This is a genomic window from Corynebacterium sp. KPL1818 (assembly GCF_000478135.1).
GTDB lineage: Bacteria > Actinomycetota > Actinomycetes > Mycobacteriales > Mycobacteriaceae > Corynebacterium > Corynebacterium accolens.
In genome coordinates, this window is the sequence record NZ_KI515758.1 from 256,973 (window position 1) to 277,419 (window position 20,447).

Here is a 20,447-nt window from a genome sequence, read left to right on the forward strand (position 1 = left end):
AATGAGCCGCTACCTTTGGCCACGCTCGCCACGGGCGTGGGTTGTCATTGCCGCAATCATTTTCCTCCTCATTGGTACCCTCGCGCCAACGCTCTACAATAACCGGACCCGCCCGCTGGGCTTGGATAAGGATTTTTCCACCTCGAGCGGGCCCACCGACGCGGTGTGGATGGACGTGCGCGCCCTCATGGCCGGCGAGGCCCCTTCTGATACCGCATCCAGCGATGACCCGCGCTGCGCCGAAAAATCCGCCCCGGTGTGGTGCTACCAGCACCACGAGCCGCTGACTCTGGAGCGCACCATTGCCACCGGCGAGGTCGACGATGATGACACCATCGCCACCACCGATTCCGTGACCAGCCTGCTTGCCGGAAAAGCTGGGGATTCCCAAGAGGAAATCGCCACCATCGATCAGCACTCGGTGCTCAACCGCGAATCCACGTTCCCGGTAGCCGATCCTGTCAATAAATGGGTCCTCGCTTTGCCCGAATTCAACGCCGATCTGACCCGCGCGGACTTCGAGCGAGACGGCCTGACCTATTTCTTCCCCTCCGGCACGGAGCAGCGCTCCTACGCATTCTTTGATTTCCTAGCCCAGGAATCCACGCCGATAGACTTTACCGGCGACTCAAAAGTAGATGGCATCCCCATCTATTCCTATCACCAGGACGTACAGCCGCTGCCGCTGAAGAATATCTTTAGCAATATCAGCGCAGGGCTAGATAGCACCACCAAAACGGACGAGCTGAAATCCGGCGACTTCCAGTTAAAAGGCCCCGCCAGCCGTTTTTATGACCACCAGTCGCGCGAGCTCTTGGACTTGGATGCGGATGCCACCGTCATCGTCGAGCCCTTTTATACCGTCGGCCGCGATATTTCGGTCGAGCCCACCACCGGCACCATCGTGGATGTCCGGGAAAACGTCAAGGTCTTTTTCGCCACCGATATCCAGCAAGCGGGAACCCTCATCGCGGAAGATGACACCGAGGATCGCTCCGTGCTGGCCGCGGATTTCCGGTGGTCAGAAGATACCCATGCGGAGCGCCTTGCCGAGGTCCGCCCGGTAATCTATGCCATGCGGGGGCTTATGGCCGTTGGCTGGCTGGGCAAGGCCATTGGTGTTTCCCTGCTCATTTTCGCCGCCTACCAGTACATGCGCCGCCACCGTGACGCCCATGATGCCGCACACGCCTAGGCGCATCCTCCTCGGGCTATGGGGAATTATCCTCGTGGCCGCGGTGTGCTGGCCCTTCGCGCTGCCCGGCGAATTCCTCTGGCGCGATATGGTGCTCCTAAACAATCCGGGGCTTACCCCATCCGCGCTAGGCGCAGGAAGCCTGCCCGCCCGCAACGCACCACAAGATGGGTTTTTGGCCTTACTCGGCGGCGCCTGGGCCGCCCGGGTGCTCATCTTTGCCGCCGCCGGGGCCGCCGCGTTCACCGCCGCGCTGTGGTCTCGAACCACGGTAGCGGCACTGGCCGCGATGACCATCGCGGTGGCCAATCCCTTTGTCATCGAACGCCTCTTACAAGGCCAGTGGTCCCTGGCCATTGCCGCTTGGTTGCTCCCGGTCATCGCCTGGGCGGGGCGCCACCACAGCTGGCTGGCGTGGCTGGCCATGTGGGGAGCATCGCTTACCCCCACCGGCGGGTTATTTGCGGTGGTCACCGCCCTTTTTACCTGCCGGAAGCGCGTGGCCCTGGCGGGCTGCCTCTTGTGGCTACCGTGGCTGGTTCCAGGCCTTTTCCAACCCGGTGTGCCTGGCGATGCCGCATCCGCCGTCGCGGCCTTTTCCCCGCGGGCCGAAGAACACGTGGGCACGGTGGGCGCGCTCTTGCGACTCGGCGGAATCTGGAATGGCGAGGCCGCCCTGGGTTTGGCTGTGTTCGGCCTCTTCGTCGCGGTCCTTGCGTTGGCGGGCGCGCACCGCGTCCCGGTGCGCTTGACCGTCCTGGCTGCGCTGGGACTCGGCGGAGCGTTGGCGTGTTGGCTATTTCCCGGCATACTGGAATGGGCCATCGATAACGTTCCGGGGGCGGGCCTTTTGCGCGATAGCCACAAACTCACGATGCTCGCACTGCCGCTATATGTTGCCTCCATTGGTGCACTGCCGCATATTCCGGCCGCGCTGGCACTAGTGGCTGCCACCATCCAGATCCTCCCCGCCCCGTCCCGCCTTGCCGTGCTTTCTCCCCGCGATACCGGGGTGGATGAGCAGTTGGTGCGCGCTATCGACGGCCGCCTGGCATTCTTTCCTGAACGGCCCAATTTGGTGGAGGTTCCCACGGGAAATGGCCGCGCGCATGGAGAAGCCACCCCGGGAGTCGCGGTCGATCCCTATTCCAAGGCCGTGCCCATGGTGGAATCCGGCGAGCTCAGCGTGGACGGTAAAGTCATCGATCAATCCTCTCCGCACTACCGCGCGGCGCTGCGCGCCTGGCAGGACCAAGATATGGCAGGCCTTGCGGATCTTGGGGTGGGCGTCGTGGTGATAGATGGCGCCATCGCCGCAGAGACCAACGCCCCGCGCCCCGAGCTGCCGTGGGCGCTTACCGCCCTGTGGATGACCGCCCCGCTACTAAGCCTTGGAGCAATTGCGCAAAGGCAGCGCCGGTCTTGTCCCACGAAAAGCGCGCGGCAAACTCCCGGGCATTAGTTCCTAGGCGCCGGCGCAGCTCTGCGTTCTCCAGTAACTCTTGGGTGGCCGCCACGAAATCGCCCTCTTCTTCTACAAGGATCCCGGTCTCGCCATCGATTACGCTATCGCGCAGGCCAAACGCATAACCTACCGTGGGAACCCCATGTTGGGCGGCCTCCATGACGGCAAGGCCCCAACCCTCTTTGCGGGAGGGCATGAGGTGGGCATCGGCACGCGCGAGCAAGGCGTGCTTATAGTCTTCCGTCACCTGGCCGCGAAAGCGCACGCGATCCGTCACGCCGAGCTTTTCGGCATAATCGCGCAAGTTCGACTCCCACCAGCCCGAGCCAATCACATCCAAAACCGCGCCCGGCGTGCGCGCCACCGTATCCATGGCGTGCTCAATCTGCTTGTGTGGGACTAGCCGCGAGAGGGTCACCAGGTGCTTATCCGCCTCGCGCTCGAGGGAAGGCACGTGCGCCGGAATGGGGTCTAAGCCATTGGCGATGATCCGCGCGCCGTCAATGCCGAGCGCCTCCAAATCCTCGCGCGAGGCCTGCGAGACCGTGACGTAGGTCGAATCCCGATATACCCGCGGTGCCACGCGCGATTCCAAAAACCAGCCCAGCCGCCCGAGCACCGGACCGGCCACGGGCCATTGCTCGCGGTGGCAATGGTGGGTAAGAAGCACCGTCGGCGCGCCGGAAATCAGCCGCGCGAAGAAGGGAATGCCGTTTTGGGTATCGATAACCACGTCAATGCCGCGCAGATCCCCCAGGCCCATTCTCCCGGCCACAATGGCCACCCACGCGCGCGGGTACACGCCAAACTTGGCACCACCGCGGCTATAGCGCACGCCATCCCGAACCTCCCGGCGCGCTGCATTCATGTGCTTAGAGGTGCGAAAGACCACCTCGTGGCCCTGCGCCGCTAGGTACTCCCCCACGCGTTCGAGGTAACGCTCGGAGCCACCGCCCTGCGGGTGGGTGGAATCGCGCCAGCATAGTAAAAGAATTTTCATCGTGGGGTATTAGCCTAGTGGTTTATGAAACACACCCGCGACATGGCCACGCTCTCCCGCTCCTGGGCGCTGCTGCGCTCGTTCCGCTTCGAGCAAACCCGCCCCGATATTTTCTACGGCGGCCTAGCAGAAGATACGGCCACGCTGGTGGAGAACTTGGGCCGCGATTTGGGCGTGCCGCTTGCCGATTCCCTCGTGCTCGACGTAGGCGGCGGCCCCGGCTATTTTGCCGCCGCCTTCGCGGACCGCGGTGCGTCCTACGTTGGCCTTGAGCCCGATGCGGGGGAAATGTCCGCGGCCAATATCCGCCTCAGCAATTCCGTGCGCGGCGATGGCACGCGCCTGCCCTTCGCGGACGATTCCTTCGACGTGGTCTATTCCTCTAATGTCGCCGAACACATCCCCCGCCCGTGGGATATGGGCAAAGAAATGCTGCGCGTTACCCGCCCCGGCGGCCTGTGCATCATGAGCTATACCGTCTGGCTGGGCCCCTTCGGCGGCCACGAAACCGGGTTGTGGGAACACTACGTCGGTGGCGCCTTCGCCCGCGACCGCTATACCCGCCGCCACGGGCACCCGCCCAAGAATGTCTTTGGCACCTCGCTATTTAATGTCCCCTGCTCCACCGGCCTCACCTGGGCCAAGTCCACCGGCGCGCTAAAGCTCGCCTTTCCGCGCTACCACCCCAGCTGGGCGTGGTGGCTGACTAAAATTCCTGGCCTGCGCGAATTCGCCGTGTCCAACCTGACGCTGGTACTGCAACCGGACTAGGTCGCGCCACAGCTCGCACCGAGGTTGTCCTACTATGCTGCCTAGCATGCCGGACCAACTACAGCGCTCACAGCTCTCCCCCACCGTTCGCGCAGCTCACCTGGGGTGGGCCGTGGCCAGCGTCGTCGCCACATTTGCCGGTGCGGCACTCATTGGCATCGCCGTCGGCGGTGCCTTCTTCGGCTTGGGAACGGTCTGGTACGGATTTTCCCGCCGCTTGGGCTGGTCGTGGCGCGATGCCGGGTTTGTGAAAGCCGAGCATTCCTTATGGCACCTGCTGTGGTGGATTCCCCTCGCCATCCTGGGCTCTGGTGCGGCCACGGGCGCCGTCAATGCACTCCTGGGCAGCGAACCAGCCGGCAATAACCTTTCCGCCGGCCTAAAGATCAGCCCCGCCGCCACCATCATGGTGGTACTCAGCACCGCGCTTGTCATTCCCCTCGTAGAAGAGGTGGCCTTTCGCCGCGTCCTATTGGATTGGCTGCAAAATTCCATGCCCACCTGGGCAGCAGCGCTTATCACCACCGCCGTCTTCGCCCTCGCACACGGCATCCCCGCAGTAATGCTCTACATTGCATTCTTTGGCACCTGCCTGATGCTAGCGCGCCTCTGGTTCAAGACCCTTACCGCTCCCCTATGCATTCACATTGCGAATAACACGGTCGTAGCAATCACGGCTCTGGCGGGACTATCGGGCTAAGCAGTCCCTGCGCAGCGGAAAAAGGAAGCGCTAGTTCAGTAGCCTAGGTGGAAAACACGCCCAGAACGCTTCTGTGCGCCAGTTCATTGGAGCGGTAAGGAATAGTGCTGATAACGCCCTAGCGGACTCATTTAACACAACTCTCAAGCGAGAACTACTACGGGAGTGGAAGGTCTTTGACAATCCGATCACCTGCCGGAAAGAAGTCTTCCGGTGGTGCATGCGCTAAAACACATGCCAGCGGCACCCCTGGTGGAACCTTTTGGTTTCTGATGTCTTTGAAACCGAGACTTCAGCTACACTGACCAAAGCGGCATAGCTAACCCCCCCCCGACGTGTCCACTTTCCGGGGGTCAGGCCCGAGTAGCCCAACGCATTGATCCAAAAAGCTAGAAGGAAGGCCCCATGGTTGCCTCTAAGCGATACGCCGTCGTTGACTTCGAGACCACAGGCTTTGGTTCGACTGATCGAGTCATCGAGATAGGTGTGGTTCTGTTGGACCACAACCGGGAGGTGGAGTCAACGTGGGAGACCTTGGTGCAGCCGCAGCGGGATATTCCGAACTCATTCGTTCACCGCATCACACCGACTGACGTTGTGGATGCGCCCCTTTTCGGCGAAGTCGCAGGGGAATTCTTCGAACTTCTCAACGGGCGCACGGTGGTCGCACACAATGCACCTTTCGAAGTGCGGTTCTTGCAGAGGGAGTTTTCTAATTTAGGGGTGGCGTGGCCTAACTACGGGGCGTGGGTGGTTGATACCAAGCGGTTGTTCCAGCAGACGTATCCAGGCGAGGGCACAACCCTTGAGCACGCCTTGGAAGTTGTTGGGATTACAAATGCCCGTCCGCACTCGGCACTGGCAGATGCACTGGCGACTGCAGAGCTGTTTACCCGGCTGGTTAGCCAAGGGACTGCTGTGGTGATAAGCAGCAGAGCAATTACCCTCCCGCCGCATGAGTTTCCTGCCCGCGGCGCGCTTCTACCTCGCACCGCATTGGCAGAAGATTTGACACACAAGCGTGGTGAATGGCTGGCCCGCCTGGCAGATACTGCAGCACCTGAAGGCTCCGGAGACGCGGAGAAGTACAAGAAACTGCTCGCGGCAGCGTTGGTAGATAAGGAACTTTCCAAGTCTGAAATTGCCGAGCTGCAGAACCAAGCACAGCAGGAGGGTCTCACCAGCAATGACGTGATGAGTATTCATGAAGATTTTATTCGGCAGCTCGCCGTAGAGGTTTGGCTTGATGGTGAGGTGACAGAGGAAGAACGTGCCACGCTGCTGTTGCTCAACGAGCAGCTGGGGCTGCCTGCCGATACCGCCGAGGCACTCCTTGCGGCACCACAGCGAGGGGAAAGTGAACTGGGCATCAGCCTGTCTGTTGGGGATAGAGTGACGTTTACGGGGCAGTTCGATCTTCCCCGAGAAGAATGGGAACGTCGCGCAATGGCAGTAGGGCTAAGCGTCGGCGGCGTGACGAAGAAGTCCGTGCTACTCGTTGCAGCGAACCCTGACTCCATGAGTGGAAAAGCGCGCAAGGCCAGGGAGTATGGCGTCCCAATTATTGGTGAGACGACCTTTGCTCGTCTGTTGGGCAATATGTCTGGGGGCGGGCAACTCGTGGAGCAGGACCTGTCGGCGCAGCCTGCTGAACTTGATCTGACAGAAACCTACGGGATCTTCCCGTGGAGCACTGGCGTTTCTGGCACAAGTGTGCATACTGGCACAAAGGCATTGGCGGTGGAGTGGTGCGCCAAGCACCCAAGACAGAAACTTCTGGAGCTCTCACCCCAGTTGACACCGTTTAGTGAGATCGAGGTGCAAAGCTCTTACAAGAGCGGGTACACACAGTGGTTTGCGCGGTTCCCGCAACCGCTGGAGGCAACCGTGGAGGACTTGCGTGACCTACCAGGAGTAGGCGAACACAAGCTTGTGGCCATGGTGGAAGCTGTGGTTCTCGCAGCCAGTGACAGCGGAAATGCCGCGGTGATCGATAGCATTGGCGCAGCGGAGAACCCTTATGGTGACATCCCCTTTGGTGAGAATCCTTTTAGCGACGATGACTCCGCTGGGCGCGCTGCTGAGTTTTTGGGTCGAATGTCCGAAGAAATCCGCGCGTTGGACCAAGCCGCGTTGTACATCGGGTGGGCACAGCTAAATGGCGCGGTTGTAGAAGTTGCGTCGTTACCAAGTGCCGTCGCAGCTGAGGTACCCATAATTACTGAACACCTGGAGCAGCAATCCCCAGTGCGGACTTTGTTCCAACGCGCCGTGGATGAGCTCGTTCGAGCCACCGGCGGTGATGAACGCAAACGCGGAATCGCTTGCAGCCGGTGGCTTGGTGAGGCGACGTTGGATTCCATCGGTGCCGCGTTTGGTCTCACGCGCGAGAGGATCCGTCAGTTGGAGCGACAATTGGCGGAAGATTTTGAGAAGGATAGTGCGCTCTTTAAAGAAGTTGTGGCGGCTGTGGGTAAGCGTGCCCGTCCAATCTTGCCTGTGGATGAGCTCCGAAGGGAGCTTCCTGATCTCGTACGAAAGCCAGCCGAGTTTGACGCAACGTTCGGTGAAATCTTCACGCGCATTGGCAAGCAATGGGAAGTTGTTAACGGCTGGTTGGTGTTCAATGGCTTCACTCAGGCCTTGTCAGAGAGGCTAACAACGCTGGCGGATGACCACGGTATTGTTCGGATTGATGAACTCGCCGTGGGCCTAGAAGTTACGCCGGACCGGCTGGAGCAGTACATCGTGACCAACGATGAACTTAAGGTCGCAGTCTTGGACAACTACGTGCTGACAAAGGTCGGCAGCTACCAAGACCGTGCCGTGAGCGTGCTTGCTATAAACGGTGAGCCGATGACTGCAGAAGCGATCATGGATACCCTCGGGGGTGGCAGCTCACGGTCTGCTTCTAATCAATTCTCCATCGACCCTCGTCTGACAAAAGTCTCTGCCGATCAATGGGCGCTGACGGAGTGGGGTCACGAGGAATTCAAGAGTATTGCTAGCTGGATCTCTACGCGCCTGGCCGCTAGCACCCGTACTCATATGGTTGTCGATGCCGCAGGTTCCTCGCAGGAAGTCCCTGCGATTGCTTTGAATGAGCTGCTAGCGCAGGCAGAGCGATTGCGAATTTCAGAACTTTCGATCCGCCAATATGCGGCCAATGGAGATTTTGAGACTCGCGACGGCATGGTTATTGCGCGAGTGGATGAGTCTGGAAGCGTCATGGAGGGCGATATCGCAGATGCCCGCGATGCCTATCTCCGTGACGGCGACTGGCACCTCTTGCTGACAGTTAACAAGGACCACCTGCGTGGCAGCGGCTTCGCAGTGCCCACGCCCATCGCTGCTTACTACGGAGTAAAAGTGGGCGAGAGCTGTGCGCTGAGTAGCCGGTTAGGTGAGGAGTTTGTTCGTGTCAATCGTCTCAAGCAAGTCTCGTTGTCAACGATAAAGCGGTTCCTCGACGAGCTCGGTGTCCACGAGGGCCAGCGGGTGTGGCTCAAGCTGGGCAAAGAAAAGACCTTTGATGTCTCGATCGCACCTGCTGTCCAGCATCATGAGGCTGGGTTGGCTCGCCTCTATGACTTCGTGGGACTTGACGGCACGCTGATGCAGCCGGGTGAATCGACGGAAGATTCGCTAGCTCGAGTTAACGAGATGCTGGGGCTGAGCCCGCAGGCGCCGCGCCGGCGAACTGTGGCGGTCTTCCGTCACCGCCACCAGGACGAGATCGCTGACCTCATTCAGGAGCTCTAGGGGATTTCATGGAGCAAGGGGACTGAAATAACGCAACCCCGTGCATTGCTTAAAATCAAAAAAGGGGGAATTTTTCATTTTAGACAAGTTTTTCGGGTAGCTTAATTGAAAAAAATCGCGATTTTTAACGTTTAGGCGGTGTGATGCCTGTGGAAAAATACGAACCACTGAAAAAGGTGTTTTATCGTGCCACGAGTGGTGGCAGGGAGCTTGTTGCTGAGCAGCTCCGTGTGCGGCGTTCAAGTCCTGCTGCTTTTACCTGGCCCTATGAGGTGGGCAAGCACGGGCTTTTCTATGTTCACACCCGTGGTCTCGCAGAAAGGGTGGAGCGCGTCTGGCGCCAAGAGGTTCAGATTGCTGCGTTGTGGCAGAAACTTCCAGTGACGGCTAGGGAACACTATTTTCATGAGCTGGTGGTCGATGAAATAAAGGCGACCAACGATATTGAGAACATTTCCTCCACCCGCAAAGAAGTCGCCGCCGCGGTTGAGGCTGAACGCAGCATGGGAAAGGCGTCGGAAGGCGCGCCAGTGCGACGATTCCGGGAAATGGTGCGGCAGTACCTGGCCCTCCCCGGCGATTTTTGGGGGCGAGATGACCTTCCACCATTGGGTTTTCCCTCAAACCTGTCTGAGATTCGCTCGCTGTACGACTCCCTCGTCGGCGAAGAAGTAGACAAAGCCGATGTGCCCGATGGCGAGCTCTTCCGAACTGGCGATGTTTCGCTAAACGATGGAGTGCGTGAGCTTCATGCGGGCGCACGGGGAGAGTCCGCCATTCGGGCGCGCCTCGAGGTGATGCTCGATTCCGTTCACGAGGCTCGGGGAGTTCAGCTCTTCGCGGCCTTTGTGGAGCACTTCATGTTTGAACACACCCATCCGTTTTACGACGGCAACGGACGCATGGGGAGATTCCTCCTGAGCATTCGGCTATCACGGCTGCTTTCTACCCCGACAGCGTTGTCGCTCTCGGCAGAAATCTTTAGGCAGAAGAGGCGCTACTACGATGCCTTCACCACGGCAGAAGACCCCATGAACTATGGTGAGCTGACTTTCTTTGTCGAGGATATGGCTGCGATGGTCAATGCCGCCCAGACCCGTTTGTTGTCCTCCCTCGAGGAAAGAAGCGACCGACTGAATAGTCTGGAACAGAGCCTGCGTGCGCTAGAGAGCGAAGGAGCTGCAAGCGAGCTGGCATTATCAATCGCATTCTTGCTTGGACAGGTCGCGCTTTTTGGTCCACGTGCTGGCCTGAGCTTGGACGAGGTAGCCAGCGTTGTGGGAGTGTCCAAGCCGACCGCGCGTAAAGGGATTACCGAGCTCGAGAGCATGGGTTACGTCGAGTTCTTGTCGCGGCGCCCGCTCGTTACGGCACTTACCGCGCCGGGATTGACATGGCTCGGGTTAGCAGAGTGACCCACCCAGCGATCGGTGTGCACTAGCGGAAATCATCGCGGATAAGGTTAATCACGCGCAAAGATTCGGCAGGGACTAGGTAAACGTTTGCATACCTGGTAATTACTTTAGCTAGGGCTGGTCATATCTTTCGTGGCCGGCAAAGAATAAAGGTAGGAGGACACGTATGTCCATGCTGAATGCGTTGCTTGCAGAAGGTGCGGTTGACCTGCACGGCCGTGCGAGTGACTGGCGTAAGGCTATTGAGCTGGCGGGCGGTTTGCTCGTTGGGGCGGGCAAGACGAGCCCGGCATACACCGAGGCGATGGTGCGCTCGGTGGAAGAAAATGGTCCATACATTGTGGTGGCGCCGGGCTTTGCCTTTGCCCACGCGCGGCCGTCGGAGGCAGTGCGCGAAACGGCGTTGTCGTGGGTGCGCTTGGATACTCCGGTGGAGTTTGGCTCCAAGGCCAATGACCCGGTGAATCTTGTCGTAGCACTTGCGGCGAAGGATTCATCCGAGCACCTGAAGGCAATGAAAGAGCTGGCCGGGCTGCTGGGGAAGAAGGACGTGCGTGCGCGTCTGGATTCCATAGAAAGCGAAGCCGAGCTGCGCCAGGTGCTTGTGGATGTTGCGAACGGTGGGGCAGGGGCGGCGTCGGCAAGCGCGGCTCATGCAGCTGATCACAGTGACGTGCGAGATGGTGCCGAGCACCAGACCGCGGCTGATTCGGTGGCTTCAAAAGGCAAAATCTACACCGTGTGCGGCAATGGCCTGGGCACGTCGTTGTTCCTGAAGAACACGCTGGAGCAGGTCCTCGATGAATGGGGCTGGGGCAAGTACCTCACCGTCGAGGCAACAGACACGATTTCGGCCAAGGGGCGTGCGAAGGAAGCTGACTTCCTGCTGACTTCCGGGGAAATCGCTGCAACGCTTGGCGACGTCGGGGTGCCCGTCCACGTCATCGAAGACTTTACGAACGTGTCCGAAATCGATTCTGCTCTGCGCGAGCTTTACGACGTCTAAGGAGCACTCATGGATGTCCTGCTGAACATTGCCAACTTCTTGGTCAATGAAATTCTCTCCGTGCCGGCGTTCCTAATCGGCATCATTACCGCGGTGGGTCTCGCTGCGATGGGCCGTGGCGTGGGCCAGGTCCTCGGCGGCGCCATCAAGGCCACGCTCGGTTTCCTCCTGGTGGGCGCGGGTGCCGGCTTGGTTACCGCCTCCCTTGAGCCGCTCGGCGCCATGATCACCGGCGCCACCGGCGCGCAGGGCGTGGTGCCTACCAACGAGGCTATCGTTGGCATTGCCCAGGACCAGTTCGGCTCCCAAGTGGCCTGGATTATGATCCTGGGCTTCGTGGTCTCGCTAATTTTGGCGCGTTTTACCCCGATGAGCTATGTATTCCTGACCGGCCACCACGTGTTGTTCATGGCAACGCTGCTGACCATGGTGCTCGCACCGGCTGGCTATGCCTCCTGGATCGTCGTCCTCTTCGGTGCCGTGCTGCTGGGCATCTTGATGGTCTCCCTGCCTGCCATTGCTCACCCGTGGACGCGCCGCATTACGGGCGATGATTCCATCGCCATCGGCCACTTTGGCACCGCCGGATACCTTGCTGCCGGTGCCGTGGGCAAGGCAGTTGGCGGCAAGGGCGAGAAGATGTCCAAGTCCACGGAGGAGCTCAAGCTGCCCGAAGGCCTGCGCTTCCTGCGTGACTCCATGGTGGCTACCGCACTGTCCATGGCTCTCATGTACATCGTGCTCGCCGTCATGTTCATGGTGCGCGCTGGTACCGAGGAGGCCTTCACTGCATTCGAAGGCGGTGCCACCAACGTGGGTAACTACCTCATGCAGTCCTTTACCCAAGGCCTCCAATTCGGCGTGGCCGTGGCCGTGATCCTCTTCGGCGTGCGCACCATCCTGGGTGAGCTCGTCCCAGCATTCCAGGGCATCGCCGCCAAGGTCGTCCCCGGTGCCATCCCGGCTCTGGACGCGCCTATCGTCTTCCCGTACGCACAAAACGCCGTGCTGGTGGGCTTCATCTTCTCCTTCATCGGTGGCCTCATCGGCCTCGCTGTTCTGGCCGCATGGCTCGGACCAACATTCGGCGTGGCGCTGATTCTGCCAGGCCTCGTGCCGCACTTCTTCACCGGCGGTGCGGCCGGCGTCTACGGCAACGCCACCGGTGGCCGCCGCGGCGCCATCTTTGGCGCCTTTGTCAACGGCCTCATCATCACCTTCCTGCCGGCCTTCCTCCTCGGTGTCCTCGGCTCCTTCGGCGATGCCAACACCACCTTCGGCGACGCCGACTTCGGCTGGTTCGGCCTGCTCCTGGGCTGGTCCTCCAAGGCCGGCGGAGCGCTGGGCCTCGTGCTCATCGCTGTTCTTGGCGTGGCTGTCTTGGCACTGGGCTGGTTCTCCCAGCGCAAACTCGTTGCCACCAATTGGGATCCCACCCCGTGGCGCGAGCAGCCGGGTGCTGCCACCCCGAAGGCTGAGGCATCTGGCGTTAAGCCGCTTGCTGCTGGCCAGACCGTAGCTTCGAAAAAGTACCCCAAGGTGCTTCCTCCAAAGGGTGCTCCGGTTCCGCCTTCTCGGGTCTAACCTCCACAGCGCGCAAGGTTCTCCTTGCGCGCTTTTTGCGCGCCCGTGCACGGGATAAATTGGAGGCCTAACTAGCCGATGTCCACACTGCTTAAGGAAGATAATGTCTAGCGTTCCTTTTATTCTCGATACCGATACCGCCTAGGATAATTGCGTAGCAATCTTGGTGGGCTTGTTAGACAAGTGTGCGGATTTACGTGCCATCACAATGGTGGTGGGCAACGTGGGCTTTGAGCAGCAGATTAAGAATGCGCACATGATCTCGAATTCGGCGGGCAAGCTGGGCGAGGTCATGGAAACCCAGACCACCCCAAACCGGCCGCTTCAGAAAGCGGACTAGAACAAGTCCCAGATGGTGACTGCCAGAATCACCGAACCAAAGAAGAATACGAAGTAGTTCCACGGGTCATGGCGGTAGGCCTTGTACTCCTTGACCCGGTGGAACATGTAGACCGGAAGCAGGAAGATAAGCACCGCATCGAAGACGCCACCAACCAAGTAGACGAGGTTGAGAATTGGCGGGTTGAACACCGAAACCAGCGTGCCGGTGACAAAGATGAACGTGTAGACGATGGTGAGCAGGCCGCGGCGGTTCAAACGGTTCGCAGTACGCGGCGCGATGAGGCGCACCATATAAGAGGTGCCCTCCTCAGCGCCGAGCATGGTGCCGAAGTAAGAGGTAATAATCGCGAAGATAACGACCATCGGGGCCAGCCAGGCAAGCAGCGGTACGCCGGTGACGTTAGCGAAGTAGGAGAGCACTGGCAGGTTCTGCTCAGTTGCTTCCTTCATGCCGTCGGCACCGAGGGCGAGCACGCAGGACCACACGAAGAACATCGTGAAGATGACCAGCAGTGCTGCGGTGTAGAGCTCAATGCGGGTAACGCGCTTTTCCGTCTGCTCGCCGTAGGTGGGCTGCATATCCACGGAGAATTGGGAGAGGCCGGCCATGTGCGAGAAGGAGAAAGCAAGCACCGGCAGAATCAGCACGGAGCCCAGCAGGATATACGGCCAGCTGCCATCCTGGTATTCCACTTCCATGAAGGAACGCAGATCCCACTGCGGAATTAGGTAAATCGAGGTCGCAGCCAGCGAGATGATGAGCGGATAAACCAGCGCTTGGGCCAGCCATAGCATGGGTTTGCGGCCGATGGCGAAGATGCCGGTTAGAATTCCCACGCATAGGACCGAAAGAACCCAACGGTTAATGGATGGGCCGTGCAGCTGATTAACGATGAAACTGTCGATGGCGTTGGTCAAAGAGATGGCATAGATGAACACCGTGGGGATATTCGCCAGCGAGTACATCAATGCCACGAAGAGGCCGGTGTGCCGCCCCAAGTACTTGCGTACTAGCTCAAGGACGTCGAGTCCGTGGTCTTCGACGGGAGCGCCCGAGACGATGCGCGCGTAGGTGCGGTGGGAGAAGTAAACCACCGGGAAGATGATCGCCGTGGCAAAGGCCAGTGGCCAGAAGCCAAAGGTGCCCGCCTGTAGCGGAAGGAAGAGGATACCTGCGCCCATCGCGGTGCCGAAGAGCGCGAGCACCCAGCCCAGCGCGGTACCTTCGGTCTTCTTGCCCTCGCGGCCTACTGGGGAGGCAGTAGATGCAGTCTCGTCCGCGGCGGGCGCGGCAGTGTCATATGTTGTCATCGGCTAGTTTTCCCCTTAGTAGTCCACTGCATCGCGCACGATGGGGCAGGTCATGCAGTGTCCGCCACCGCGACCACGGCCCAGTTCGGCGGAACCGATCTCGATGACTTCGACGCCGGCGTCGCGAAGCTTGGCATTGGTGTGTTTGTTGCGATCGTAAGCCACGACCACACCGGGCTCCAAGGCAACCACGTTGTTGGCGTCATCCCACTGCTCACGCGCGGCGGCATAAGAATTGCCGCCAGTTTCGACGATGTGGAGCTTATCCAGGCCGAGCGCTTCTTCGACCACCGTGGCGAAGTGCTTGTCCGGGCTTTCCAGTTCCAGCTTCGTGTGATCCTCCGAGGGGTGCAGAATCAGCGGACGGATGGTATCCACCACGCGCGGATACGCGGTGGCTTTGTCCGCGTCGAGGAAGGTGAATACGGTATCCAGGTGCATCGAGGCGCGCTCCGGCGCCATTGCCGCGATGATGACTTTCTCAGCCGCACCGGCCTTGAACAGGTTGCTAGCCAAGCGGCTAACGCCCTGCCAGGTGGTGCGCTCGCCCATGCCTACCAAGACTGCGCCATTGCCCACCGGCATGATGTCGCCGCCCTCGAGGGCGGCAAGTCCTGGGTCCTCGTCGGTGTCGCCGTACCAAAACTCAAAGGATGCGTTGGCAAAGCTCGGATGGTAGCGGTAGATAGCGCGCGTGAGCATCGTCTCCTGGTGGCGGGCAGGAAGACGCATCGGGTTAAGGGAGACGCCGCCATAAATCCAGGCGGAGTTGTCGCGGGAGAACTGGCTATTGGGCAGGGGCCGCAGCGCGAACTCATCGGGCGCGTACACGTTGCGCATGGTGTCGATGATGCCGTGGCCGAGGCCTTTGGGGATTTCGTTGAAAGGCACGCCGCCGATGAGAAGTTGGGCCAGAGTCTTGTTGTCCAGCTCGCTAAACCACTCGCGCAATTCGCTGCCCACGCCCACGCCGACGTTCTTATCCAATAGCTTGTTGCCGAGGATGAACTCGCGGCCTTCCTTGGTCGCCAGCGTTTCTTCCAGCAGAATTCGCATGTGTAGCACCTCGACGCCGCGCTCTTCCATGCGGGCTACGAACTCATCGTGGTGGCGCTGTGCTTCCTCGACCCACAGGACGTCGTCGAAAAGCAGCTCCTTGCAGTTGTTCGGAGTGAGCCTCTCGTGTGCCAAGCCGGGACGGCAGACCATTACCTGGCGGAGCTTGCCCACCTCGGACCAAGCACCGAGTTGCTGGCCGCCCTTGTTTCCGTTGCCGGAAGTGGTTTCAACAGAGTCCATCATGTAAATCTGTGCCTTCCTTTTTAGGCATTTGGTGCTGGAGACAACAGTAACTAAAGGCTTATGAGTTATGGGTCACATGTCGAAATGAATAGTAATGTGAATCATACATATCATTCATGCTGCTGGTAGTGAATAAGATTTGCATAATTTGCAAAAGATTCAGGAATTTCGCGTCGCACCCGTCTGGGGGTAGGACTCGTCACAGGAGGCGGGGAAAAGGGCGACGACGATAATCGTCGTGATGACGACTGCGCAGAAACCAACCCCCACGGCCAAAACTTGATGAAGATGCTGATACCTACCAAGGCGCACAGCACGGCTAACAGGTAGGCGGTACCGCGCCCGCAGGGTATGTCGATTAGAAAGATCGGGGCTCAAGTTGGTTGTGCTAAGAAGACAAAGTCCTACGGAATCCCAATCGTTGTGGAAGCGGTTGCTCGCGAGGTCATTCGTTTCGCGGACTAGGTTGCTTCACTGAGCGTTGGCTCGTTGCGAGGGAAGCAAGTCGAACTCGTCGATGGTCTGCAGTGCCTCATTGGCGGTGTCGGCGTCGGTGATTTCCAATAACTAGCGTCTCTTCGAGGATGGCGCGCATGTTAAGAACCTCGACTCACAGCACGTCGTCGAAAAGCAGTTCCTTGCAATTGGCTGGGGTGAGGCGCTCGTGGGCCAAGCCGGGGCGGCAGACCATAACTTGATGTAGCTTGCCCACTTCGGACCAGGTCCACCCCGGAAAGTGGACACGTCTTCGATTTTTAAAAGTCGTAGTAGCCTAATAAGGGCCCCAACGAGTGCCAGCTCATTGTGACCCTCGGGCCTAAACACCCACATGAAGAATCGCGCTAATGAACTTCACGGTAGCGGTCACAAAGTTGAGGACTCCGCTCATCAAGTTAAGGATTGCAGCTCCTTTGGTGGCGAGGTCTTTTCCGTTGTAACTGGGGTATCGGTTTAACCCCAACAAAGATCTAACCCCAGAGCTTTACGCTGCTGGGGTTAGCTTTATGCGGGGATTACCGCGGATGAACGCGTTAGGAAGCGGCGTCCTCCACGCGCTTCTTCAGGGCGCGGAATTGGTTCCACACTTCCTCGGGCACGCGGGAGCCCAAGAAGTTCAGGTACTCGGCGTTGTCTTGCATATCGCCTTGCCATTCCTTCGGGTCAACGGCAAGGGCGGCGCGAACGTCGTCGACATCGAAGTCAAGGCCTTCCAAGTCGATGTCCTCGGCGCGGGCGGTGCGTCCGACCACCGTGTCCTCGGCTTCCACGTTGCCTTCGATGCGGTCGATAATCCACTTAAGAACGCGGGAGTTCTCGCCGAAGCCCGGCCACAGGAAGCGGCCATCGTCGCCGCGGCGGAACCAGTTAACCAGGAAGACCTCGGGCATGCGGTCGCCGCCCTTTTTGCCCATGTCAATCCAGTGCTGCAGGTAGTCACCGGCGTTGTAGCCCATGAACGGCAGCATAGCCATCGGGTCGTGGCGCAGCGCGCCAACTTCGCCCTCTGCGGCTGCGGTCTGGCCGGAGGACAGCAGTGCACCGATCATGGTGCCGTGGTTCCAGTCGAAGGACTGGGTGACCAGCGGAACCGTGGTCTTGCGGCGGCCGCCGAAGAGGATGGCATCAATCTTGACGCCCTTCCAGTCGTCGTATTCCGGCGCGGCGGTTGGGCACTGGGAAATCGGCACGCAGTAGCGGGAGTTCGGGTGGGCGGCCTTGGTGGACGATGCTGGTGTCCAGTCCTCACCGGTCCAGGAGATGAGGTGGTCTGGTGCCTCCTCGGTCATGTCCTCCCACCAGACATCGCCGTCATCGGTAAGCGCGACGTTGGTGAACAAGGTATTGCCCGGCTTCATGGTATCCATGGCGATCGGGTTGGAATCGTAGTTGGTGCCAGGGGCAACGCCGAAGAAACCGTTTTCCGGGTTCACGGCGTAAAGGCCGTCCTCGCGCAGGTGCAGCCAGGCGATGTCATCGCCCACGACCTCGGCCTTCCAGCCCGGAATGGTGGGGGTAATCATGGCTAGGTTGGTCTTACCGCACTGGGATGGGAATGCGGCGGCGACGTGGTAGTTCTTTCCCTCTGGGTTCGTCAGCTTCAGGATGAGCATGTGCTCAGCCATCCAGCCTTCTTCCTTGGCCATGACGGACGCGATGCGCAGCGCGTAGCACTTCTTAGCCAAGATAGCGTTGCCGCCGTAGCCGGAACCGTAGGACCAAATCTCCTTGGTCTCTGGGAACTGGGTGATGTACTTATTGTCGTTGCACGGCCAAGCAACGTCCTCTTCGCCTGGCTGTAGCGGGGCGCCGACGGAGTGGAGGGCGTGGACGAAATCGCCGTCCGTACCAATCTTGTCCAGCGCCTCTGCGCCCATGCGGGTCATGATGCGCATGGACAAGACCACATAAGCGGAATCGGTCAGCTGCACGCCGAGCTTGGGCTCTGGATCGCTGATCGGGCCCATGCAGAAAGGAACGACGTACATGGTCCGGCCCTTCATGGATCCACGGAAGGCCTCCGTCATTTCTTCCTTCATGGCCTTTGGCGGCGCCCAGTTATTGGTTGGGCCCGCGTCTTCTTCCTTCGAGGTGCAGATGAAGGTGCGGGATTCCACGCGGGCAACGTCCGCAGGGTTGGACCGCGCCAAGTAGGAATTCGGGCGCTTTTCCTCATTGAGCTTGATGAGGGTGCCTTTTTCTACTAGCTCCGCGGCGAGGCGGTCAGCCTCTTCCTGCGAGCCATCCACAAAAGCCACCTCGTCCGGCTGGAAAAGCTCAACGCTTTCATTAATCCAGTCGATCAGTTTTTGATTGTCTGTAGGCAGCTCTCCAACGAGGCCCTGAATGGTGGCGGTCATTAAAAATTCTCCTCTGGATAGGATGTGAAAATCGGGGCACATCACGGCCCAACTTTGCCTTCCGCCTCCAGATTAACCGGCAGAGCCAAAATATTGTTCACATTAAGTGTCATTTTTCCCACTCCGGTTATATCCACCGCCGTGAGCGGACGTTTACCAAGCGCACCACGAACAATTGTGATATTAGGCGTGATATCCTCCACACCATTTCGGGGGTAGGCAAGTTGCCCGTTCGCCCGTTCCGCGCCACAAGAAACCACCCCCGTCAAAGCCTCCGGTTATCCCCCTCCCCCATACGGCGGGGAAAATACCCGGCGCGGCATATTGCTTGCCATGCCTGGACAGGGAAAAATAGGGCGCGATGTATAGCACGGATAATTCTCAAAACACCCCTGCCGGAGAAATGCCGCCGGGTCGCCCGCCGCAAACGGACTTCAATGCGGTCTTTGATAATGACCTGGACTACCCGCGCCTGGGCAATGTCACCTTCCGCCGCGGCACGCTCACGGACAACCAGCACCAGCTTTTTGAGCAATGCTGGCCCGAGCTGGGCCGCGTCTTAAGCGATGAGCTTATCGATGTCGATGAGTGGTTCGGCCGCACCGGCGCCAAGACCATCGTGGAGATCGGCTCCGGCACCGGTACCTCCACCGCGGCCATGGCGCCGCTGGAGCAGGACACCAATATCATCGCGGTGGAGCTCTATAAGCCTGGCTTGGCCAAGCTCATGGGGCAGGTGGAGCGCGAGGGAATCGATAATATCCGCATGATTCGTGGCGATGGCGTGGAGGTCATGGTGCGCATGATCGCCCCGGAATCCCTGGACGGCATCCGCGTCTTCTTCCCGGACCCCTGGCCCAAGGCGCGCCACCACAAGCGCCGCATCATCCAATCCGGCACGCTCAACCTCTTTGCCTCCCGGTTAAAGAAGGGCGGCGTCCTGCACGTTGCGACCGATCACGCCGGTTATGCCGAATGGATAGATGAGCTCGTGCACGTCGAGCCCAGCCTGGAGTACAAGGGCTGGCCGTGGCCAGACTGCCCGCAATTGGTGGATCGCCAGATCATCACCAAGTTTGAGGGCAAGGGCCTAGATAAAGAACACGTCATTACTGAATACCTGTGGGAGAAGAAGTAAATGAGCACCTATCTACTGGTGTGGGACGCACCCAATATGGATATGGGGCTCGGCTCCCTGCTCGGCGGGCGCCCCACCGCGGCACACCGCCCGCGTTTTGATGCCATCGGCCGGTGGCTGGTTTACCGCGCGGTGGACGTCGATGCGGATCCGCAGGCCGCGGTCTTTACCAATGTCTCCCCCGGCGGTGCCGATGTGATTCGCCCATGGGTAGAGGCCATCCGCAATGTGGGCTTTGGAGTCTTTGCCAAGCCGAAGATCCACGAAGATGATGACGTGGATCCGGATATGATCGACCACATTGAAAAACTGCGCGATGATCTCGCCGGCGTCGTGGTGGCCTCTGCCGATGGCCAGAACTTTCAGCCCTTGTTAGAAGAGCTCATTGATGAGGGCCTTCCCGTTACCGTCCTGGGTTTCCACGAACACGCCTCCTGGGCCGTGGGCCACCCCGAGATCGACTTTGTTGACTTAGAAGATATTGACGGCGTCTTCCGCGAGCCGCTGCCCCGCGTCAACCTGGATAACCTGCCTGAAGGTGGTGCATGGCTCCAGCCATTCCGCCCGCTGGCTGCGCTACTGAATAATAGCTAGGAGG

Annotated in this window: 15 protein-coding genes; 11 read left to right on the forward strand and 4 right to left on the reverse strand. The window is 59.6% G+C overall.

The features are described from left to right. Position 1: 1 nt before the first annotated feature. Positions 2-1,195 carry a porin PorA family protein gene (locus HMPREF1261_RS01090; protein ID WP_023029655.1) on the forward strand — a complete coding sequence of 398 codons (1,194 nt, stop codon included), beginning with the start codon at positions 2-4 and terminating at the stop codon, positions 1,193-1,195. Continuing rightward, positions 1,176-2,657: a hypothetical protein gene (locus HMPREF1261_RS01095; RefSeq protein ID WP_023029656.1), complete on the forward strand. Its 1,482-nt coding sequence runs from the start codon at positions 1,176-1,178 to the stop codon at positions 2,655-2,657. Before HMPREF1261_RS01090 ends, HMPREF1261_RS01095 begins: the two co-directional genes overlap by 20 nt. Here HMPREF1261_RS01095 and HMPREF1261_RS01100 read toward each other — a convergent pair. Then, positions 2,551-3,660: a glycosyltransferase family 4 protein gene (locus tag HMPREF1261_RS01100; RefSeq protein WP_023029657.1), complete on the reverse strand. Its 1,110-nt coding sequence runs from the start codon at positions 3,658-3,660 to the stop codon at positions 2,551-2,553. The two genes, HMPREF1261_RS01095 and HMPREF1261_RS01100, sit on opposite strands and share 107 nt — an antisense overlap. Before the next feature lie 24 nt (positions 3,661-3,684). Here HMPREF1261_RS01100 and HMPREF1261_RS01105 point away from each other — a divergent pair, with 24 nt between their 5' ends. From HMPREF1261_RS01105 to HMPREF1261_RS12810, 7 genes are all read left to right on the forward strand, one after another. Then, positions 3,685-4,431, forward strand: a complete 747-nt coding sequence (locus tag HMPREF1261_RS01105; protein ID WP_023029658.1) for a class I SAM-dependent methyltransferase — start codon at positions 3,685-3,687, stop codon at positions 4,429-4,431. A 46-nt stretch (positions 4,432-4,477) separates the two neighbouring features. After that, positions 4,478-5,131 carry a CPBP family intramembrane glutamic endopeptidase gene (locus HMPREF1261_RS01110; protein WP_232207962.1) on the forward strand — a complete coding sequence of 218 codons (654 nt, stop codon included), beginning with the start codon at positions 4,478-4,480 and terminating at the stop codon, positions 5,129-5,131. Positions 5,132-5,536: 405 nt separating this feature from the next. Beyond that, entirely contained in the window at positions 5,537-8,893 is a 3,357-nt protein-coding gene (locus HMPREF1261_RS01115; protein ID WP_023029660.1) for an exonuclease domain-containing protein, read from the forward strand. A 143-nt stretch (positions 8,894-9,036) separates the two neighbouring features. Continuing rightward, positions 9,037-10,308 (forward strand): Fic family protein, encoded by a 1,272-nt coding sequence (locus tag HMPREF1261_RS01120; RefSeq protein WP_023029435.1) that lies wholly within the window; start codon positions 9,037-9,039, stop codon positions 10,306-10,308. Positions 10,309-10,474: 166 nt separating this feature from the next. Next, positions 10,475-11,314, forward strand: coding sequence for a PTS sugar transporter subunit IIA (locus HMPREF1261_RS01125; protein WP_005279782.1), 840 nt, complete (start codon positions 10,475-10,477; stop codon positions 11,312-11,314). A gap of 9 nt (positions 11,315-11,323) precedes the next feature. Continuing rightward, entirely contained in the window at positions 11,324-12,898 is a 1,575-nt protein-coding gene (locus HMPREF1261_RS01130; protein ID WP_023029661.1) for a PTS ascorbate transporter subunit IIC, read from the forward strand. Positions 12,899-13,070: 172 nt separating this feature from the next. Further along, positions 13,071-13,238 carry a hypothetical protein gene (locus HMPREF1261_RS12810; protein ID WP_198012702.1) on the forward strand — a complete coding sequence of 56 codons (168 nt, stop codon included), beginning with the start codon at positions 13,071-13,073 and terminating at the stop codon, positions 13,236-13,238. Here the strand turns inward: HMPREF1261_RS12810 and HMPREF1261_RS01135 are convergent. From HMPREF1261_RS01135 to HMPREF1261_RS01145, 3 genes are all read right to left on the reverse strand, one after another. Continuing rightward, the gene (locus tag HMPREF1261_RS01135) at positions 13,235-14,551 is read right to left on the reverse strand and encodes an amino acid permease (protein WP_023029663.1); all 1,317 of its coding nucleotides are present in this window, start codon (positions 14,549-14,551) and stop codon (positions 13,235-13,237) included. The two genes, HMPREF1261_RS12810 and HMPREF1261_RS01135, sit on opposite strands and share 4 nt — an antisense overlap. A 15-nt stretch (positions 14,552-14,566) precedes the next feature. Next, on the reverse strand, positions 14,567-15,853 hold the full coding sequence (locus HMPREF1261_RS01140) for an arginine deiminase (RefSeq protein ID WP_051142504.1): 1,287 nt from the start codon (positions 15,851-15,853) through the stop codon (positions 14,567-14,569). 1,031 nt (positions 15,854-16,884) lie between these two features. After that, positions 16,885-18,711 (reverse strand): phosphoenolpyruvate carboxykinase (GTP), encoded by a 1,827-nt coding sequence (locus HMPREF1261_RS01145; RefSeq protein WP_023029665.1) that lies wholly within the window; start codon positions 18,709-18,711, stop codon positions 16,885-16,887. Between the two features lie 361 nt (positions 18,712-19,072). On the opposite strand from HMPREF1261_RS01145, the gene trmB reads away from it, so the two are divergent. Both trmB and HMPREF1261_RS01155 read left to right on the forward strand, forming a co-directional pair. Then, complete coding sequence (gene trmB, locus HMPREF1261_RS01150) at positions 19,073-19,849, forward strand: tRNA (guanosine(46)-N7)-methyltransferase TrmB (protein WP_005285195.1); 777 nt, start codon at positions 19,073-19,075, stop codon at positions 19,847-19,849. Then, the gene (locus HMPREF1261_RS01155; protein ID WP_005279754.1) at positions 19,850-20,443 is read left to right on the forward strand and encodes an NYN domain-containing protein; all 594 of its coding nucleotides are present in this window, start codon (positions 19,850-19,852) and stop codon (positions 20,441-20,443) included. The last annotated feature ends 4 nt before the right edge of the window (positions 20,444-20,447 follow it).